Source organism: Streptomyces racemochromogenes (genome assembly GCF_044129415.1).
Taxonomy (GTDB): domain Bacteria; phylum Actinomycetota; class Actinomycetes; order Streptomycetales; family Streptomycetaceae; genus Streptomyces; species Streptomyces racemochromogenes_A.
This window is the reverse complement of the sequence record NZ_JBBDHD010000027.1, coordinates 1-17,531: the sequence shown is the minus strand read 5'-3', so window position 1 is coordinate 17,531 and position 17,531 is coordinate 1. Positions and strand designations below refer to the sequence as shown.

Sequence of the window (17,531 nt, the reverse complement as noted above, 5' to 3'; positions counted from 1 at the left end):
CCCTTCCGCGCGCGCCGTGCCTGCCCGGGTCGGTCGCAGCATCCCGCTGCGGGGCCGCGACGGCCAGACCCGCGACAGCACGTTCGCGCACGGCTCCGCCGCGGGTCAGGGATAGAGCAGGTACCGCTCCCGGACCGCCGCGAAGCGCGCCAGCCCGGCCGCCCAGTCGCCCGCGACCTCCTCCACCCCCGCCCCCGCGTCCACCAGCCTCCGCACCCGGTCCGACCCGGTCAGCCGGTCGATCCAGCGGTCCGGCCGCCAGCCGAACCCGCTCCACGACCGCCGCGCCGTGACCAGCAGCCCGATTCCCGCCCGCACCGGGTCGAAGGCCTCCCGGTCGTGCACGATCAGCCGGAGCCCGCCGCACACCTTCCCCGCGTGCTTGGAGAAGGACGGCGTGAACCACGCCTCGCGGAACCACACACCCGCCAACCCCAGCCCGTTGGCCGCCTCCGCCCACCGCCGGTCGACGCCCTCGGCCCCGAGCAGCTCGAAGGGCGTGGTCGTGCCCCGGCCCTCCGACAGGGTGGTGCCCTCGAACAGGCAGGTGCCGGCGTACGCGAGCGCCGTGTCCGGGGTGGGCACGTTGGGACTCGGCGGCACCCACGGCAGGCCGGTCTCCCCGAAGAACGAGCCCCGCCGCCAGCCCGCCATCGGCACGGTCCGCAGGCGCGGCCCGGCGCGGCCCAGGAACTCGCCGCCGAACAGCAGGGCCAGCTCGGCCACGGTCATCCCGTGCGCGAGCGCGATCGGCTCCCGGCCCACCGGGCTCGCGTACGGCCGCTCCAGCACGGGCCCGGCGGCCCGGAGCCCGCCGACCGGGTTGGGCCGGTCCAGCACCACCACCTCCGTGCCGGACAGCGCGGCCGCGCGCATGCAGTCGTAGAGGGTCCAGACGTAGGTGTAGAAGCGCGCGCCGACGTCCTGGACGTCGAAGACCAGGGTGTCGATCCCCGCCGCGGTGAACAGGTCAGCGAGCTCGCGGCCGCTCTTGCCGTACGCGTCGTACACGGGCAGGCCCGTCGCCGGGTCCCGCCCGGCCCCCTCCGAGCCGCCCGCCTGGGCGGTCCCCCGGAAGCCGTGCTCGGGCCCGAACACCGCGACCAGGTCGACCCGTTCGTCGGCGTGGAGCACGTCGACCAGGTGGCGGGCGTCGGCGGTGATGCCGGTGGGGTTGGTGAGCACCCCGATCCGCTGGCCCGCGAGCTCCGCGTACCCGTCGGCGGCCAGCCGTTCGAAGCCGGTGCGCACCCGGTCGGGGCGCCGGGGGGCGCCGGGCCGTCCCGCCCCGACGGCGCCCGCGGCCCCTGCCGTCCCGGCCAGTCCCAGCAGCCCGCGTCGCGAGAGCGTCATCCCGCCATGGTGGCGCGCCGCCCCCTTCCCTCGTGACATACCGACTGGTTAGTCTGCCGGGATCCGGTGGCCCTGCGGGCCCGGCAGACAGCGGCGAAAGGTGATCCCCGTGAACGCGTACCAGGACCAGCGAGTCGTCGTCACCGGCGCGGGCGGCGGCATCGGCGCGGCCCTCGCCCACCGCTTCGCCGCCGAAGGGGCCACCGTCGTCGTCAACGACCTCGACGCCGACCGTGCCGCCGCCGTGGCCGACGCCATCGGCGCCCGCGCCGTCGCCGTCCCCGGCGACGCCTCGGCGATCGTGGACGAGGCCCGCGAGGCCCTCGGCGGGCGGGTGGACGTCTACTGCGCCAACGCCGGACTCGCCTCGGGCGGCGACGCCTTCGCCGAGGAGGCGGTCTGGGAGGCGGCCTGGGACACCAACGTCATGGCCCACGTGCGCGCCGCCCGCGCCCTGCTGCCCGAGTGGCTGGAGCGGGGCGAGGGGCGCTTCGTGTCCACCGTCTCGGCCGCCGGGCTGCTCACGATGATCGGGGCGGCGCCGTACAGTGTCACCAAGCACGGTGCCCTCGCCTTCGCGGAATGGCTCTCGTTGACCTACCGCCACCGGGGCGTGCGGGTCCACGCCGTCTGCCCGCAGGGCGTGCGCACCGACATGCTGACCGCCGCGGGCTCGGCGGGCGAACTCGTCCTGGCGCCGACCGCGATCGAGCCGGACGCGGTCGCGGACGCCCTGTTCGACGGCATGGAGAAGGGCCGGTTCTTGATCCTCCCGCACCCCGAGGTGGCGGACTACTACGCCGGGCGCGCGAGCGACCCCGAGCGGTGGCTGGGCGCCATGAACCGCCTCCAGCGCACGTGGGAGTCCTCGTGACAGATCCGGCCCCCGACCCTCCGGCGCCGGCCGCGGCGGGCGGGTCCCCGTACGCCGCCCGGCCCTGGCTGGGCCTGCTGAGCGCCGCCCAGCTGGCCCCGGTGGCGCCGCCGGCCAGCGTGCTGGACGCCTTCCGGGCCGCCGTGGCGCGGGCCCCCGAGCGGGCCGCGCTGGCGTACTTCGACGGGCGGGTCGGGTACGCCGAGGCCGACGCCCTCTCCGACTCGCTGGCCGGGTACCTCGCCGGACGGGGGGTGCGGCGCGGGGACCGGGTCGCGGTCATGCTGCAGAACACCCCGCACTTCGTGCTCGCCGTGCTGGGGGCGTGGAAGGCGGGCGCGGTGGTCGTGCCGGTCAACCCGATGTACAAGTCCGCCGAGACGCGGCACGTGCTGGGGGACTCCGGGGCGGTCGTGCTGGTCTGCGAGGACGGGGCGTGGGGCGGGTGTCCGGCGGAGGCCGTCCGGGGAACCGCCGTCCGAACCGTCCTGACGGCCCGCCCCACGGACTTCCAAACCCGCAACGACCCCCGCACCCTCCCGCCCCCGGCCGTCCCTGCGGCCGCGGCCCCGGGGGCGGACGCTCCCGTCGACCTGGTCTCCGTGGCCCGTCAGGGTCACCCCGCGCCGCCCGATCCCCGGTTCGCCTCCGACGACATCGCCCTCATCAGCTACACCTCCGGGACCTCCGGCACCCCCAAGGGCGCCATGAACCCGCACGGGGCGATCACCTACAACGCCGTCCGCCAGGTCACCGGGCACCCCATCGCCGAGGGGGCCGGGTACTTCGTGCTCGCCCCGCTGTTCCACATCACCGGCCTGGTCTGCGAACTGGCCGCCTGCCTCGTCAACGCCGGCACCCTCCTCCTCACCCGCCGCTTCGACGCCGGGACCGTCCTCGACGCCTTCCTGGAGCACCGCCCCGCCTACACCATCGGGCCCGCCACCGCCTTCACCGCCCTGGCCGCGCACCCGGCCGCCACCCGCGAGCACTTCGCCTCCTTCCAGGTGGTCTCCTCCGGCGGCGCCCCGCTCCCGCCCGCCCTCGTCGCCCGCCTCCGCGCCGATTTCGGGGTCCACCTGCGCAACGGCTACGGCCTCACCGAGTGCACCGCCCCCTGCGCCTCCGTCCCCGCGCACCGCGAAGCCCCCGTCGACCCCGGCAGCGGAACCCTCTCCGTCGGGGTCCCGGGCGCGCAGACCCTCGTACGGATCATCGACGAGCGCGGCGCCGAGGTCCCGCTCGGGCAGACCGGTGAGATAGCTGTCCGCGGCCCGCAGGTCGTCCCGGGCTACTGGGGGCTGCCCGACGCCACCGCGCGGACCTTCCCGGACGGCGAACTGCGCACCGGCGACGTCGGGTTCATGGACGCCGACGGCTGGCTCTACGTCGTCGACCGCAAGAAGGACCTGATCATCGCCTCCGGCTTCAAGGTCTGGCCGCGCGAGGTCGAGGACGTCCTCTACACCCACCCCGCCGTACGGGAGGCGGCCGTCGTCGGCGTCCCCGACCCCTACCGCGGGGAGACCGTCAAGGCGTACGTCAGCCTCCGCCCGGGCGCCCACGCCGAGCCGTCCGCCCTCGTGGCGTACTGCGCCGAGCGCCTCGCCGCCTACAAGTACCCGCGCCAGGTGGAGGTCCTGCCTGTTCTTCCGCAGACCACCAGTGGCAAGATCCTGCGACGAGAACTGCGCGAGCGCGGCTGAAAACAGTCGGAGGATCAGGAGAGGAAGGCGAGCACCATGGCCGCCAGGAACACCGCCGGACCCGAGGCCGGCGACCGCGACACCCCGGTGCCGCAGCGGCTGCTGGCCGTCGCCACCCGGCTGTTCGCCGAGCGCGGTTACGACCGCACCTCCGTCCAGGAGATCGTCGAGGCGGCCGGGGTCACCAAGGGCGCGCTCTACCACTACTTCGGCTCCAAGGACGACCTGCTGCACGAGGTGTACGCGCGGATGCTCCGCCTCCAGCAGCAGCGGCTCGACGCGGTGGCCGGCTCCGGGGCCCCCGTCGAGGAGCGGCTGCGGGCCGCGGCCGCCGACGTCGTCGTCACCACCATCGAGAACCTCGACGACGCGATGATCTTCTTCCGGTCGATGCACCAGCTGAGCCCGGAGAAGTACAAGCAGGTCCGCGCCGAACGCCGCCGCTACCACGAGCGGTTCCGCGCGCTCGTCGAGGAGGGGATGGCCGCCGGGGTGTTCGCCACGGCCACCCCTGCCGACCTGGTGGTGGACTACTACTTCGGCTCGGTGCACCACCTCTCCACCTGGTACCGGGCCGAGGGACCGCTCACCCCCCAGCAGGTGGCCGACCACCTCGCCGACCTGCTGCTCCGCTCCCTGCGCCCCTAGCCCCTAGCCCCTGGCCCCTGGCCCCTGGACGAGAGCCACCTCGGGCAGCGCCGGGTAGTCGTTGTAGCCCTCCGTGCCGTGCACGTGCATCAGGAACCCGGGACGGAACTCGTTCAGCGGTGCGCCCGTGCGCAGGCGTTCCACGAGGTCGGGGTTGGCGATGAACCCCCGCCCGAGGGCGATGACGTCGGCGCCCTCGGCCAGCAGCCGCTCGGCCCGCGCCGCGCCCGCGTCGGCGGCGGCCTCCTCGCGGGTGAGCTTCGGGTTGGCGATCAGCGTGCCCGGCCAGGCCCTGCGGAATCCGGCGAAGGCGGGCCCGTCGGGGTCGGCGTGCACGAGGTGCAGGTAGGCCGGGTCCCACTCCGCCAGGGCCGCGAGGAGGGCCGGGTAGAGCTCACCGGTGTCGCCCTCCTCGATGCCGTTGACGTTCGTCCCGGGGGAGATCCGTACGCCGGTCCGCTCGGGGCCGACCGCCTCCGCGACCGCCCGGACCACCTCGACGGCGAACCTGATCCGCCCCTCCACCGTCCCGCCCCACGCGTCGGTGCGGAGGTTGGTGTTGCGGGCGAGGAACTGGTGGACCAGCATGCCGTTGGCCGCGTGCACCTCCACCCCGGCGAACCCCGCCTCCACCGCGCTGCGGGCGGCGGAGGCGAAGTCGGCGATGGTGGACCGGATGTCCTCCTGCGTCATCGCGCGGGGCGTGACGGAGTCCTTGAGTCCGGCGGCGGTGTGCAGCGGCTCCGGCAGCGCTACGGCCGACGGGGCGAGCGGTATCCGGCCGCTGGTGTCCGGGTGGCCGATCCGGCCGCCGTGCTGGAGCTGGAGGAACATCCGCCCGCCGGCGGCGCGCACGGCGTCGGTGACCCGCCGCCACCCGGCGGTCTGCTCAGGGGTGTGGATGCCGGGGATGCGTGGGTAGGTCTGGCCGACGGCGTTCGGCGTGGTGCCCTCGGCGATGATCAGCCCGGCCGAGGCGCGCTGCGCGTAGTGGGCGGCCATCGCCTCCCCGGGCACCCCGTCGGCCCCGGCGCGGTTGCGCGTCAGCGGGGCCATCACCAGGCGGTTGGGCAGGTCGAGCGGGCCCAGGCGAGTGGGGGAGAAGAGACGGGATCCGGCTGCGGGGGTCTGTCGTGTCTGCGTCATGCCGGTACCGTAGAACCTGACACCGGTGTCAGGTTCAAGAGCTCAAGGGCGGACGGGGTGACCATGCGGATCGGCGAACTGGCGGCGCGCACCGGGGTGAGCGAGCGCTCCCTGCGCTACTACGAGCAGCAGGGCCTGCTCGTCTCCGACCGGACGCCCGGCGGCCACCGGGAATACCCCGAGCGGGCCGTCGACCGGGTCATCCGCGTCCAGGAGCTCTACGCCGCGGGGCTGCACAGCGCCAAGATCGCGCAGATCCTGCCCTGCATGCGGGACGAGGACGGCGGCCCGTCGGTCCGGGCCACTCCCGCCCTCGTAACCGAGCTGGTCACCGAACGGGACCGGATCGACCGGATGATCGACGACCTCGTCCGCTCCCGCGAGGTGCTGGACGAGGTCATCGAGACGGCCTCCGGCCGCGTCGCCCCCTGATCCCGGTCCCGAAGACACCGCCCTAGCCGTGGCGCTTCAGTTCGCGGCGGGCCAGGGAGCGCTGGTGGACCTCGTCCGGGCCGTCCGCCAGCCGCAGGGTGCGCGCCGCCGCCCACAGCTCGGCCAGCGGGAAGTCCTGGCTGACCCCGCCCGCGCCGTGCAGCTGCACCGCCTGGTCCAGGATCCCCACCACCGCGCGCGGGGTGGCGATCTTGATGGCCTGGATCTCGGTGTGCGCGCCCCGGTTGCCGACCGTGTCCATCAGCCAGGCCGTCTTCAGCACCAGCAGCCGCAGCTGCTCGATGGTGACCCGGGCGTCCGCGATCCAGTTCTGCACGACCCCCTGGGCGGCGAGCTCCTTCCCGAAGGCCGTACGGTCCAGCGCGCGCCGGCACATCAGCTCGACGGCCCGCTCCGCCATCCCGATCAGCCGCATGCAGTGGTGGATCCGGCCCGGGCCCAGGCGGGCCTGGGCGATGGCGAAGCCGGAACCCTCCTCGCCGACCAGGTTCTCCACCGGCACCCGGGCCCCGTCGAAGACCACCTCGGCGTGTCCGCCGTGGTCGTGGTCGGCGTACCCGTACACCGTCATCGCCCGGCGCACCTCCACGCCGGGGGTGTCGCGGGGCACCAGGAGCATCGACTGCTGGCGGCGCGGATCGGCGCCGTCCGGGTCGGTCTTGCCCATCACGATGAAGACCTTGCAGTCCGGGTTCATCGCCCCGGAGATGTACCACTTGCGCCCGGTGACCACGTACGCGTCGCCGTCCCGCTCGATCCTGGTCTCGATGTTCGTCGCGTCCGAGGAGGCCACCTCGGGCTCGGTCATCGCGAAGGCGGAGCGGATCTCCCCCGCCAGCAGGGGCTCCAGCCACTGCTTCTTCTGCCGCTCGTTCCCGAACTGGGCCAGCAGTTCCATGTTCCCGGTGTCCGGGGCCGCGCAGTTGGTGGCCATCGGCGCCAGGTGCGGGCTGCGGCCGGTGATCTCCGCGAGCGGGGCGTACTGCAGGTTGGTCAGCCCGGCCCCGTACTCCGCGTCAGGGAGGAAGAGGTTCCACAGGCCCCGGCGGCGCGCCTCGGCCTTCAGCTCGCCGAAGACGGCCGGGGTGTCCCAGGGCGAGGCCAGCCGCGCGCGCTGCTCGGCGGCGACGGCTTCCGCCGGGTGGACGCACTCCTCCATGAACGCGAGCAGCCGCCCGCGGAGTTCCTCGGTCCGGGTGTCGAATGCGAAGTCCATCTGCGGGGCTCCTCAGCCTTCCTGAAGGGTGGTCAGACCGTGTGCGATGAAGACCGGCACCAGCTCGCCGATCCGGTCGAAGCCCGCGCCCACCGTCTGACCGAGCGTGTAGCGGTAGTGGATGCCTTCGAGGATCACCGCGAGCTTGAACCAGGCGAAGGCCGTGTACCAGGCGATCGCCCCGGTGTCCCGGCCCGAGCGGGAGGCGTACCGCTCGATCAGCTCGGCGGGCTCCGGGTGCCCCGGCGCGCGGCTCGTCGTACTGACGGGGGAGTCCTCCAGGCCCAGGTCCGAGCTGTACATCACCAGCAGCCCGAGGTCCGTCAGCGGATCGCCCAGCGTGGACATCTCCCAGTCCAGCACGGCCCGGATCGTGTCGTCCGGCCCGCCGATCAGCACGTTGTCCAGCCGGAAGTCCCCGTGCACCACGGCCGGCGCGGGGGAGTCGGGCAGCGCCCGGCCCAGCGCGCCGTGCAGTTCGTCGATCCCGGCGAGCTCCCGGCCGCGCGAGGCCGCGAGCTGCTTGCCCCACCGGCGCAGCTGCCGGTCCAGGAAGCCCTCGGGCCGGCCGAAGTCCCCGAGGCCCACCGCCTGCGGGTCCACGGCGTGCAGGTCCACCAGGGTGTCCACCAGGCCGAGCACCGCCCGGCGGGTGCGCTCGGGGCCGATGCCCGCGAGCTGCTCCGCCGTCCGGTAGGGCACCCCGTCCACGTGCTCCATCACGTAGAACGGCGCCCCCAGCACCTCCTCGTCCTCGCACAGCAGCAGCGCCTCCGGCACCGGCACGGCCGTCCCGTGCAGGGCGGCGATCACCCGGTGCTCGCGCCGCATGTCGTGAGCGGTGGCCAGGACGTGCCCGAGCGGCGGCCGGCGCACCACCCAGCGGCCGCGGCCGTCGGTGACCGCGTACGTGAGGTTGGACCGGCCCCCCTCGATCAGCCGTCCGGTCAGCGGTCCGGCCACGAGGCCGGGGAGCGCGGCGTCGAGGTGGGCGCGCAGCCGCTCCAGATCGAGGCCTCGGGGGTCGGCTGGGGTCATGGGCGCGCCTCCGTAGGAAGTCGGGTCGACGACAGGTGTCCCGAGCCATCATGCCGACCAGTCGGTATGCCGTCCAGGGGGCGGGCCGAAAGAAGCCCTTCCGGCCCGCCGCCTCAGCGCCTCACGCGTGGCACAGGATCGGCGTGCCGCCGTTCATCACCGTCATGTCCCGCAGCACGGCCATGATGTCCAGCGGCGCCCCCTCCGGCTCCCCGGCCAGCTCGGCGTACGCCCGGTGCAGGTTCGCCACCAGCCGCTCGCTCTCCCGCCAGGCCGCGAACTCGCCGAGGTCGGCCCGGCGTGCGGTCTCCAGCGGGGTCAGCCCCTTCTCCCGGCCCTCCCGCGCCAACTCCGCCACGTACCGCAGGTAGCGCTCGGTGGACTCGTACGCCGACGGGTCGGTCAGCGGCCCGTGGCCCGGTACGACGGTCTCCGCGTCCAGCGAGCGCAGCAGCTCCAGTGCCCGCAGCGAACCGGCCAGCGAGCCCATCGCCAGGAACGGGGTGCCCCCGGCGAAGACCAGGTCACCGGTGAACACCACCCGCTGCCCGGGCAGCCACACCACCGAGTCGCCCCTGGTGTGCGCCACGCCCGGGTGGAGGACCCGCACCTCGGTCGCCCCGACGTGCAGCGTCAGGCGGTCGCCGTACGTGAGGTCGGGCGCGGTGATCTCCAGGGCGCCGAAGTCGGTCTCGGGCCAGATCAGCTCCAGCTGGCGCCCGGCGGCCAGCTGCTCGGTCCGGGCGGCGTCGTGGCCCACGATCAGGGCGGGGGCGAACGCGGCGTTGCCGTAGGTGTGGTCGCCGTGGTGGTGGGTGTTGACCACGGTCCGGGGCAGCGGCGACCCGGAGGCCAGGACCGCGTCGCGCAGGGCCAGCGCCCGGCGCTCGGTGGCGGCGGTGTCGACCAGCACGGTGTGCGTGCCGTCACTGATCCAGCCGGCGTTGTTCAGACACCAGCCACCGTCCGGCTGGACGTAGGCGTGCACCCCGGCCGCGGGCCGGACGACGTAGGGCTTCTCGACGGTCATGGGCGCTCTCCCCGGGTCGCTGTGACAGGCGGTCAGCATCCTGTCAGCCGCCCCCGGGCCGCCGGAGGGCGGGGTTCGACGGGGAGGGCCCACCGGGCGGGGCGGGCGCGGGGCGGGGTCCACGGCCGGGGGCCAGGGGTCCCGGGCCACGGGGCCAGGACGGCCGGGGCCCGGCCGGCGTCAGGGCAAGGGCGGTCAGGTCCGGGCCACGGGGCCGGGGGGCAGAGCCCGGCCACGGTCAGGGCCAGCGGTCAGGGCCGGCCTGCGGGGTCAGCGTTGGGCCGGGGTCAGGGCGGCAGGGCCGGCCCGCGGGGGCAGGGCCGGGCCCGGCCGGGGTCAGGGGCGGGCCGGGGTCAGACGATCACGGCCATCGCGAACACCGCCAGCGCCACCGTGCACAGCGCCGCCCCGGCCGCCGCCCCGAGTGTCAGACCCGCCGGCCGGGCCGCCGCGAGCAGCCGGATCCGCCGGTGCGCCACCCACAGGAACGCCACCCACACCAGCGCGATCACGGCGACCCCGGTCACCTCCAGCGGCGACCCGGTCCCGCGCAGCGCCTGCCGCAGCGCCAGCACGGCGGTGACCGAGCAGGCCAGGGTGGTGCGCCGCCACGCCAGCCGGGTCCGCTCGGGCTGGAGCCCGGCGTCCCGGGCGGCCGTCCCCGGACGGGTCACGGCCGGGCCGTCCAGCCCATCAGGACCACCAGCACCATCGCCACCGCGACCAGCCCGACCCCCAGGCTCAGCAGCACGGGGAACGGCGACAGCGGCAGGTCCTCGCCCCGCCGCATCGCCCGCTCGCACCGCACCCAGTGGTGCACGGCCCGCAGCGCACAGGCCGCCCCGACCGCCAACAGGGCCAGCGCCATCCCCACCCGCACCCCCCAGCGCAGGTCCGGCAGGAACTGGTCCACCGCGAACCCGCCGCCCACCAGCGCCAGTGAGGTCCGGATCCAGGCCAGGAAGGTCCGCTCGTTGGCCAGGGAGAAGCGGTAGTCCGGGGTCTCGCCCTCGCCGCGCAGCCGCTGCGGTGCGAACCAGAGGCGCACGTCCTTGACGAAGTCGATCACCTGTCCAATTTACGTCCCCTCCAGGCGCGGGGCGCGGGCGGCCGGGACCGGCCCTCCCGGAAGGCGCGCAGCCGCCGGTACGCCTCCAGCCCGTCCGGCACCCACGCCCACTCCCGCCCGGCCGCCCGCCGCTCCAGCTCCTCCGGCGTCAGCCAGGCGTGCCAGTCCACCTCCGACTCCTGCGGGGCCACCGGCAGGGTGCACCGCACCTCGTGCACGTACGACCACCAGGAGCCGCCCGGACCCTCGTAGAGGAACTTGAACAGCGGCGCCGGCTGCTCCAGCCCGCTCACCCCGAGCTCCTCCTCCGCCTCCCGCAGCGCCGCCCCCGGGTAGTCCTCCCCGGCGCCCAGCACCCCGCCGACGAACATGTCCCAGTGCGCGGGGAACACCAGCTTCGACGCCGTCCGCCGATGGACGAACACCCGCCCCAGCTCGTCCCTGACCTGCACGAACACACACCGGTGGAGCAGCCCCCGGGCGTACACCTCGCCCCGCCGGGCCTGCCCGGTGACCCGGTCCTCGCGGTCCACCACGTCCAGAACCTCATCCGCTGCGCCCATGCGTCCATCCAACCACCGCTGTTGACGGGTTACCGCTCCGTAGCAAAGGATCTGCCCACCACCGACCGGAGGACGGGCAGACGCATGAGCTACGACGCTGACGTGATCGTGATCGGGGCGGGCCTCGCGGGCCTCGTCGCCACCGCCGAGCTCGTCGACGCGGGACGGAAGGTGATCCTCCTCGACCAGGAGCCCGAGCAGTCGATCGGCGGGCAGGCCCACTGGTCCTTCGGCGGGCTGTTCTTCGTGGACTCGCCCGAGCAGCGCCGGATGCGGATCAGGGACAGCCGCGCCCTGGCCCTCCAGGACTGGCTGGGAACCGCCGGCTTCGACCGCGAGGAGGACGCCTGGCCGCGCCGCTGGGCCGAGGCGTACGTGGACTTCGCCGCCGGCGAGAAGCGGCCCTGGCTGCACGCCCAGGGCGTCCGCTTCTTCCCCGTCGTCGGCTGGGCCGAGCGCGGCGGCTACGACGCCAACGGGCACGGCAACTCGGTCCCCCGCTTCCACATCACCTGGGGCACCGGCCCCGGACTGGTCGAACCCTTCGAACGACGGGTCCGCGCCGGGGTGGCCCGCGGCCTGGTGAGCCTGCGGTTCCGCCACCGGGTCACCGGCCTCGCCTCCACCGCCGGCGCCGTGGACACCGTCACCGGGGAGGTCCTGGCCCCCTCCGACGCCGCACGGGGCGCCGCCAGCAGCCGCGAGAGCACCGGCTCCTTCAGCCTGCGCGCCCAGGCGGTGATCGTCACCAGCGGCGGCATCGGCGGCAACCACGACCTGGTCCGGGCCCAGTGGCCCGCCCGCCTCGGCACCCCGCCCGCACGCCTGCTCTCCGGGGTCCCGGCGCACGTGGACGGCCTGATGCTCGGCATCACGGAGAAGGCCGGGGCCAGCCACATCAACAAGGACCGGATGTGGCACTACACCGAGGGCATCGAGAACTGGGACCCCATCTGGGCCCGCCACGGCATCCGCATCCTGCCCGGCCCCTCCTCCCTGTGGCTGGACGCCACCGGCCGGCGGCTGCCCGTCCCGCTCTTCCCCGGCTTCGACACGCTCGGCACCCTCGACCACATCATGCGCACCGGCCACGACCACACCTGGTTCGTGCTCAACCAGCGGATCATCGGCAAGGAGTTCGGCCTCTCCGGCTCCGAGCAGAACCCGGACCTGACGGGCCGCTCCGTCCGCGAGGTGCTGGTCCGCGCCCGGCAGGCCGTGCCCGGACCGGTCAAGGCGTTCATGGACCGGGGCGCGGACTTCATCGTCGAACGGGACCTGTCGGCGATGGTCCGCCGGATGAACGAACTCACCGGCGAGGACCTCCTCGACGAGGCCACCGTCCGGGGCGAGATCACCGCCCGCGACCGGGAGATCGCCAACCCCTTCACCAAGGACCTCCAGGTCACGGCCATCCACGGAGCGCGCAAGTACCTCGGCGACCGGCTGATCCGCACCGCGGCACCGCACCGGATCCTGGACCCGAAGGCCGGCCCGCTGATCGCCGTCCGCCTCTCGATCCTGACCCGCAAGTCCCTGGGCGGCCTGGAGACCGACCTGTCCTCGCGCGTCCTGACCCCCTCGGGCGAGCCGTTGCCGGGCGTGTACGCGGCCGGGGAGGCGGCGGGCTTCGGGGGCGGGGGCGTCCACGGCTACCGCGCGCTGGAGGGGACGTTCCTGGGCGGCTGCCTCTTCTCGGGCCGAGCCGCGGGCCGCGCCGCGGCGGCCGCCGTGTCCTAGACGGCCGGATCGCCGCGGCAGGCCGGCCCCGGTTCCGGCCTGTCGCATCCGCCCCAACTGACCCCCTTCGCGCACCAGTTGATTCCGGCCACTCCCTGTGCACGGACCTTGACGCGGAGCTGTGCGTACCGGTTTGCTGTGAGTGATCATCCGGCTGACCACCGGCATGAGGGAGCCGCGCCCCGTGCGCTCCGGCACCGCACCCCCGTGCACCCCGCACACCGCACCCCCGCACGTCGTCCACCCGCGCCCGCGCTCTGGAGGGAACCCGCGGATGTCCCCGCCGCCCCTCGGCCGCACCCGCAAGCGGGACGCCCAGCTCTTCGACCCGGCCCTCTGCGACACCGAACTCGTCTCGGTGCGCGGCCAGTTCGCCCAGGGGCGGTGGGCCCGGGTCCGCAGCCTCCTGGTGGCCACCGGCGACGACTGGGACCGCCGCGGCCACCGCGTCACCGTCCTCGCCGAGACCCCGTCCGCCACCGCCTGGGCCCGCGAATGGCTCCTCGCCGAACCCGACAGCGCCGACGCCGCGACCCTCCTCGCCTGCGCCTCCGTCCACGCCGCCCTGCGCGGCAAGGGCACCCCCCAGGCCGCCGACGAGGCCTGCCGGCACGCCGCGGCCCTGCTCCCGGCCGACCCCACCCCCTGGCTCGGCCTGCTCATGCTCTCCCGCGCCTTCGGCTCCGACGAGGAGTTCAGCCGCACCTTCGACCAGGTCCGGGCCCGCCACCGCGAGCACCACCACGCCCACCACCTCATGGTCGCCCGGCTCGCCGAACGCGACCCCGCGGCGGGCCGGGACCCGCTCCACGAGGTCTACGACTTCGCCGCCTGGGCCGCCGAGGAGTCCCCGGCGGACTCCCCGCTCGCCGTGCTCCCCGTCATCGCCCACGCCGAGCGCTACCGCGTCCTCGCCGCCGCCCAGGGCCGCACCGCCCCCGAGGCCGCCGTGGAGCACTGGACCGGCCGCCGCGCCCGCCAGGTGCTGCGCTCGGCCTTCGACTGGTGGCTGGAGTGGGAGCGCGAGGACCACCCCCGCAACCGGGTCGACCTCAACTTCCTCGCCCACGCCAAGCTGTGCGAAGGGCGCCCCGCCGAAGCGGCCGCCCTCTTCCACCGCATCGGCGCCCACGCCACCCGCGCCCCCTGGTCCTACCCGGACCGCGACCCCACCAAGGCCTTCCTCGCCGCGCGCAGCGCCGCGCTCGGCACCGCCTGACCCCGCCCCCACCCCCACCCCCACCCCCACCCCCGTCCCCTTCCCCGACCCGCGACCCGACCAGTCGCCCGAAAGGACCCTGCCATGCCGACGGGCAGATCCACTGCGACGGCCTCCGCCCCCCAGGCCGAGATCCGCACCTACAAGGGCCAGGACCGCGCCCTGCGCGCCGGCCGCCTCGGCACCGCCGGACTGCTGCTCTCCGTACTCGCCGCCAGCGCACCCCTGATGGTCGTCGCCGGTGTCATGCCCACGATCTTCGGGGTCATGGGCATCGTCGGCCAGCCGCTGCTCTTCGTGATCCTCGGCGTCGTCCTGGCCCTCTTCGGCATCGGCTACGCCGAGATGAGCCGCCACGTCCACAACGCCGGCGCCTTCTACGCCTACATAGCCCGCGGCCTCGGCCCCACCGCCGGAGCCTCCGCCTCCCTCGTCGCCCTCGTCGCGTACAGCGCCATGCAGGTCGGCGTCTACGGCATCCTCGGCTTCGAGATCTCCGGCCTCTTCGCCACCTACCTGCACACCGAGATCGCCTGGTGGATCCCCGCCCTGCTCGCGGTCGCCGCCACCGGCGCCCTCGGCTGGCTGAAGATCGACCTCAACGCCAAGGTCCTCGGCGTCCTGCTGCTCATCGAGTGCGCCCTCGTCGTCGTCTTCGACCTCGCCGCCCTCGGCAAGCCCGGCCCCCAGGGCCTCTCCCTGCACGCCTTCGACCCCGCCACCCTCGGCGGCGCCGGCCTCGGCACCGCCCTGTGCTTCTGCATCGCCGCCTTCGTCGGCTTCGAGCAGTCCCCGGTCTACGCCGAGGAGACCAGCAAGCCGCACATCGTCGTCTCCCGCGTGATGTTCCTCGCCGTCGGTTTCGTCGCCCTCTTCTTCGCCCTGAGCGCCTGGGCCCTCAGCGTGGCCACCGGGCCCGCCCAGATCACCAGGGCGGCCACCGAGGCCGGCCCCGCCCTGCTCTTCGACCTCACCCAGAGCCGCCTCGGCGCCGGGTTCACCGACGTCCTGCACGTGCTCTTCGTCACCGGCATGTTCGCCGCCATGCTCAGCTTCCACAACGTCGTCGCCCGCTACGCCTTCGCCATGGGCCGCGAGGGACTGCTCCCCGCCCGCTTCGGGCGCACCAACCCCGGCACCGGCGCCCCCGCCACCGGGTCCCTGCTCCAGACCGCCGTCGCCGCGCTCGTCGTCCTCGCCTTCGCGCTCACCGACTCCTCCCCGGCCGGCGACCCGACCGCACCCGTCCTGCACCTGTTCACCTGGATGGGCAGCGTCGGCGCCCTCGGCGTGACCGCCCTGATGGCCGCGTCCTCCTTCGCCGTCATCGCCTTCTTCGTCCGCCGGGGCGCGGCCGGCGCCCAGGTCTGGCGGCTCGTCGCGGCGGGCCTCGCCGGGCTGGCCCTGGTCGGCATCGTCGTCTACACCGTCAAGGACTTCGGCGTCCTGGTCGCCGCCGAGGAGGGCTCCGCGCTCGGCCGGGTCCTGCCGGCGATCATCGGCGTGGCCGCCCTCGCGGGACTGGCCCACGGGCTGGTGCTCAGGGCCCGCCGGCCCGAGGTGCACGCCCGCATCGGCCTGGGCAACGAGGCGTTCCGCCTCGACCAGGCCGCCGAGGCCGCACCGGGTGCCTGAGGGCCCGGAGCCCCGCATCGGCACCCTTCCGAAGCCCCCGGAGACCCTTCCCGCGGTCGCCGGGGGCTTCCGCGTCCGGTGGCCGATTTTTGCGGTTGCGGAGGCTCGTGGTCTCCTATGGCGACAAAATCACCGGAACCGCGATACGGGCGATACCACCCAGCTCTCCCGCGCGCGGCCCCCGGACCTGCCTGTCCGACCCAAGAAGGCGAAGTCGTATATGAGTGACCGCACCTTGACCGAGGCCCCCGCCGAGGCGTCCTCCCGCCATGTCGACGCAGGTGACGAGGGTTACAGCAAGGACCTCAAGTCCCGTCACATCAACATGATCGCCATCGGCGGGGCGATAGGCACCGGACTGTTCCTCGGAGCCGGCGGCCGCCTCGCCGGCGCCGGCCCCTCGCTGGCCATCGCCTACGCGGTGTGCGGCGTCTTCGCCTTCTTCGTCGTCCGGGCCCTCGGCGAGCTCGTGCTCTACCGCCCGTCCTCCGGCGCCTTCGTCTCGTACGCGCGCGAGTTCATGGGGGAGAAGGGCGCCTACACCGCCGGCTGGCTCTACTTCCTCAACTGGTCCACCACGACCGTGGCCGACATCACGGCCGCCGCGACCTACGCGCACTTCTGGTCGATGTTCACCGACGTCCCCCAGTGGGTGCTCGCCTTCATCGCCCTGGCCGTGGTCCTCACCGCGAACCTGATCTCGGTGAAGTACTTCGGCGAGATGGAGTTCTGGTTCTCCCTGGTCAAGGTCGCCGCCCTGGCGATCTTCCTGATCGTCGGCATCTACCTGGTCGCCACCAGCCACGACATCGGCGGCAGCACCCCGGGCCTGGCCAACATCACCGACCACGGCGGCATCTTCCCGTCCGGCGTGCTCCCGATGCTCCTGGTCATCCAGGGCGTGGTCTTCGCGTACGCCTCCGTCGAGCTCTGCGGCGTCGCCGCCGGTGAGACCGAGAACCCCGAGAAGATCATGCCGAAGGCGATCAACTCGATCATGTGGCGCGTGGGCCTCTTCTACGTCGGCTCCGTGGTCCTGCTCGCGCTGCTGCTCCCGTACACCGAGTACTCGGCCGACCAGAGCCCGTTCGTCACGGTCTTCGACAAGCTGGGCGTGCCCGGCGCCGCCGGCATCATGAACCTGGTCGTCCTCACGGCCGCCCTGTCCAGCCTGAACTCCGGCCTCTACTCCACCGGCCGGATCCTGCGCTCGATGGCCCTGTCCGGGTCCGCGCCGAAGTTCACCGGCGTCATGAACAAGGGCAAGGTCCCCTACGGCGGCGTCCTGTTCACCGCCGCGTTCGGCGTCGCCGGCGTCGGCCTGAACTACTGGATGCCGGGCGAGGCCTTCGAGCTCGTCCTCAACCTGGCCTCCATCGGCATCCTCGGCACCTGGGCCATGGTCATGATCTGTTCGCTGTTCTTCTGGCGCCGGGCGCAGAACGGGCAGGTCGAGCGACCCTCGTACAAGCTGCCCTGGGCGCCGTACACGCAGATCGTCACCCTGGTCTTCCTGGTGACCGTCCTGGTGCTGATGTGGTGCGACGGCGGCGTCGGCCGCACCACGGTGATGATCCTGCCGGGGATCGCGGCGGCCCTGGTCGGCGGCTGGTTCCTGGTCCGCCGCCGGGTGAACGAGCTCGCCTCGCGCGACTGACGACCCCCACGGGCCCCAGGGGCCCCCTGGACGGGCTCCGGCCCGCCCTGGGGGCCCTTCCGCCGTTCCGGGCCCCCGGAACGGCCCCGGGGGCCGGGGGCCGGGGAGGGAAACGAAGAAGGACCCCGCCGGAGCGGGGTCCTTCTCACTGTGTGTCCGAGGGGGGACTTGAACCCCCACGCCC

Annotated in this window: 16 protein-coding genes; 8 read left to right on the top strand and 8 right to left on the bottom strand. The window is 74.2% G+C overall.

Going from position 1 to position 17,531, the window contains the following annotated elements:
- Positions 1-105: 105 nt before the first annotated feature.
- Positions 106-1,353, bottom strand: a complete 1,248-nt coding sequence (locus tag WDV06_RS13395) for an exo-beta-N-acetylmuramidase NamZ family protein (RefSeq protein ID WP_395509922.1) — start codon at positions 1,351-1,353, stop codon at positions 106-108.
- A 100-nt stretch (positions 1,354-1,453) separates the two neighbouring features.
- Between WDV06_RS13395 and WDV06_RS13390 the strand changes: the two genes are divergently transcribed.
- Genes WDV06_RS13390 through WDV06_RS13380 form a run of 3 tightly spaced genes read left to right on the top strand, consistent with a single transcriptional unit; the run spans position 1,454 to position 4,581 of the window.
- A complete protein-coding gene (locus tag WDV06_RS13390) occupies positions 1,454-2,227 on the top strand; it encodes an SDR family oxidoreductase (RefSeq protein WP_395509921.1) in 774 nt (257 codons plus the stop codon).
- Positions 2,224-3,933, top strand: a complete 1,710-nt coding sequence (locus WDV06_RS13385; RefSeq protein ID WP_395509920.1) for a class I adenylate-forming enzyme family protein — start codon at positions 2,224-2,226, stop codon at positions 3,931-3,933. Before WDV06_RS13390 ends, WDV06_RS13385 begins: the two co-directional genes overlap by 4 nt.
- Before the next feature lie 36 nt (positions 3,934-3,969).
- Positions 3,970-4,581 carry a TetR/AcrR family transcriptional regulator gene (locus WDV06_RS13380; protein ID WP_395509919.1) on the top strand — a complete coding sequence of 204 codons (612 nt, stop codon included), beginning with the start codon at positions 3,970-3,972 and terminating at the stop codon, positions 4,579-4,581.
- A 3-nt stretch (positions 4,582-4,584) separates the two neighbouring features.
- Here the strand turns inward: WDV06_RS13380 and WDV06_RS13375 are convergent, their stop codons facing one another.
- Positions 4,585-5,727, bottom strand: coding sequence for an alkene reductase (locus WDV06_RS13375; protein ID WP_395509918.1), 1,143 nt, complete (start codon positions 5,725-5,727; stop codon positions 4,585-4,587).
- A 63-nt stretch (positions 5,728-5,790) separates the two neighbouring features.
- On the opposite strand from WDV06_RS13375, the gene WDV06_RS13370 reads away from it, so the two are divergent.
- Positions 5,791-6,159 (top strand): MerR family transcriptional regulator, encoded by a 369-nt coding sequence (locus tag WDV06_RS13370; RefSeq protein ID WP_395509967.1) that lies wholly within the window; start codon positions 5,791-5,793, stop codon positions 6,157-6,159.
- 22 nt (positions 6,160-6,181) lie between these two features.
- Here the strand turns inward: WDV06_RS13370 and WDV06_RS13365 are convergent, their stop codons facing one another.
- From WDV06_RS13365 to WDV06_RS13340, 6 genes are all read right to left on the bottom strand, one after another.
- The gene (locus WDV06_RS13365) at positions 6,182-7,396 is read right to left on the bottom strand and encodes an acyl-CoA dehydrogenase family protein (RefSeq protein WP_395509917.1); all 1,215 of its coding nucleotides are present in this window, start codon (positions 7,394-7,396) and stop codon (positions 6,182-6,184) included.
- A 12-nt stretch (positions 7,397-7,408) separates the two neighbouring features.
- The gene (locus tag WDV06_RS13360) at positions 7,409-8,434 is read right to left on the bottom strand and encodes a phosphotransferase family protein (protein WP_395509916.1); all 1,026 of its coding nucleotides are present in this window, start codon (positions 8,432-8,434) and stop codon (positions 7,409-7,411) included.
- A 121-nt stretch (positions 8,435-8,555) separates the two neighbouring features.
- Positions 8,556-9,464, bottom strand: coding sequence for an MBL fold metallo-hydrolase (locus WDV06_RS13355; protein ID WP_395509915.1), 909 nt, complete (start codon positions 9,462-9,464; stop codon positions 8,556-8,558).
- A gap of 353 nt (positions 9,465-9,817) precedes the next feature.
- Positions 9,818-10,138 (bottom strand): DUF202 domain-containing protein, encoded by a 321-nt coding sequence (locus tag WDV06_RS13350; protein WP_395509914.1) that lies wholly within the window; start codon positions 10,136-10,138, stop codon positions 9,818-9,820.
- The gene (locus tag WDV06_RS13345; RefSeq protein WP_395509913.1) at positions 10,135-10,533 is read right to left on the bottom strand and encodes a YidH family protein; all 399 of its coding nucleotides are present in this window, start codon (positions 10,531-10,533) and stop codon (positions 10,135-10,137) included. Before WDV06_RS13345 ends, WDV06_RS13350 begins: the two co-directional genes overlap by 4 nt.
- Positions 10,530-11,096, bottom strand: a complete 567-nt coding sequence (locus WDV06_RS13340) for an NUDIX hydrolase (protein WP_395509912.1) — start codon at positions 11,094-11,096, stop codon at positions 10,530-10,532. Before WDV06_RS13340 ends, WDV06_RS13345 begins: the two co-directional genes overlap by 4 nt.
- Before the next feature lie 84 nt (positions 11,097-11,180).
- On the opposite strand from WDV06_RS13340, the gene WDV06_RS13335 reads away from it, so the two are divergent.
- The 4 genes from WDV06_RS13335 (at position 11,181) to WDV06_RS13320 (ending at position 17,347) form a co-directional block, all read left to right on the top strand.
- Positions 11,181-12,836 (top strand): FAD-binding dehydrogenase, encoded by a 1,656-nt coding sequence (locus WDV06_RS13335; RefSeq protein ID WP_395509911.1) that lies wholly within the window; start codon positions 11,181-11,183, stop codon positions 12,834-12,836.
- A gap of 274 nt (positions 12,837-13,110) precedes the next feature.
- Entirely contained in the window at positions 13,111-14,055 is a 945-nt protein-coding gene (locus WDV06_RS13330; RefSeq protein WP_395509910.1) for a hypothetical protein, read from the top strand.
- An 84-nt stretch (positions 14,056-14,139) separates the two neighbouring features.
- Entirely contained in the window at positions 14,140-15,690 is a 1,551-nt protein-coding gene (locus tag WDV06_RS13325; protein ID WP_395509909.1) for an APC family permease, read from the top strand.
- A gap of 220 nt (positions 15,691-15,910) precedes the next feature.
- On the top strand, positions 15,911-17,347 hold the full coding sequence (locus WDV06_RS13320) for an amino acid permease (RefSeq protein WP_395509908.1): 1,437 nt from the start codon (positions 15,911-15,913) through the stop codon (positions 17,345-17,347).
- Positions 17,348-17,531: the final 184 nt, after the last annotated feature.

Excerpts from the sequence above, each read along its gene's own strand:
- WDV06_RS13395 (WP_395509922.1), bottom strand. The coding sequence starts at position 1,353 with ATGACGCTCTCGCGACGCGGGCTGCTGGGACTGGCCGGGACGGCAGGG.
- WDV06_RS13380 (WP_395509919.1), top strand. The coding sequence starts at position 3,970 with ATGGCCGCCAGGAACACCGCCGGACCCGAGGCCGGCGACCGCGACACC.
- WDV06_RS13375 (WP_395509918.1), bottom strand. The coding sequence starts at position 5,727 with ATGACGCAGACACGACAGACCCCCGCAGCCGGATCCCGTCTCTTCTCC.
- WDV06_RS13370 (WP_395509967.1), top strand. The coding sequence starts at position 5,791 with ATGCGGATCGGCGAACTGGCGGCGCGCACCGGGGTGAGCGAGCGCTCC.
- WDV06_RS13365 (WP_395509917.1), bottom strand. The coding sequence starts at position 7,396 with ATGGACTTCGCATTCGACACCCGGACCGAGGAACTCCGCGGGCGGCTG.
- WDV06_RS13360 (WP_395509916.1), bottom strand. The coding sequence starts at position 8,434 with ATGACCCCAGCCGACCCCCGAGGCCTCGATCTGGAGCGGCTGCGCGCC.
- WDV06_RS13355 (WP_395509915.1), bottom strand. The coding sequence starts at position 9,464 with ATGACCGTCGAGAAGCCCTACGTCGTCCGGCCCGCGGCCGGGGTGCAC.
- WDV06_RS13340 (WP_395509912.1), bottom strand. The coding sequence starts at position 11,096 with ATGGGCGCAGCGGATGAGGTTCTGGACGTGGTGGACCGCGAGGACCGG.
- WDV06_RS13335 (WP_395509911.1), top strand. The coding sequence starts at position 11,181 with ATGAGCTACGACGCTGACGTGATCGTGATCGGGGCGGGCCTCGCGGGC.
- WDV06_RS13330 (WP_395509910.1), top strand. The coding sequence starts at position 13,111 with ATGTCCCCGCCGCCCCTCGGCCGCACCCGCAAGCGGGACGCCCAGCTC.
- WDV06_RS13325 (WP_395509909.1), top strand. The coding sequence starts at position 14,140 with ATGCCGACGGGCAGATCCACTGCGACGGCCTCCGCCCCCCAGGCCGAG.
- WDV06_RS13320 (WP_395509908.1), top strand. The coding sequence starts at position 15,911 with ATGAGTGACCGCACCTTGACCGAGGCCCCCGCCGAGGCGTCCTCCCGC.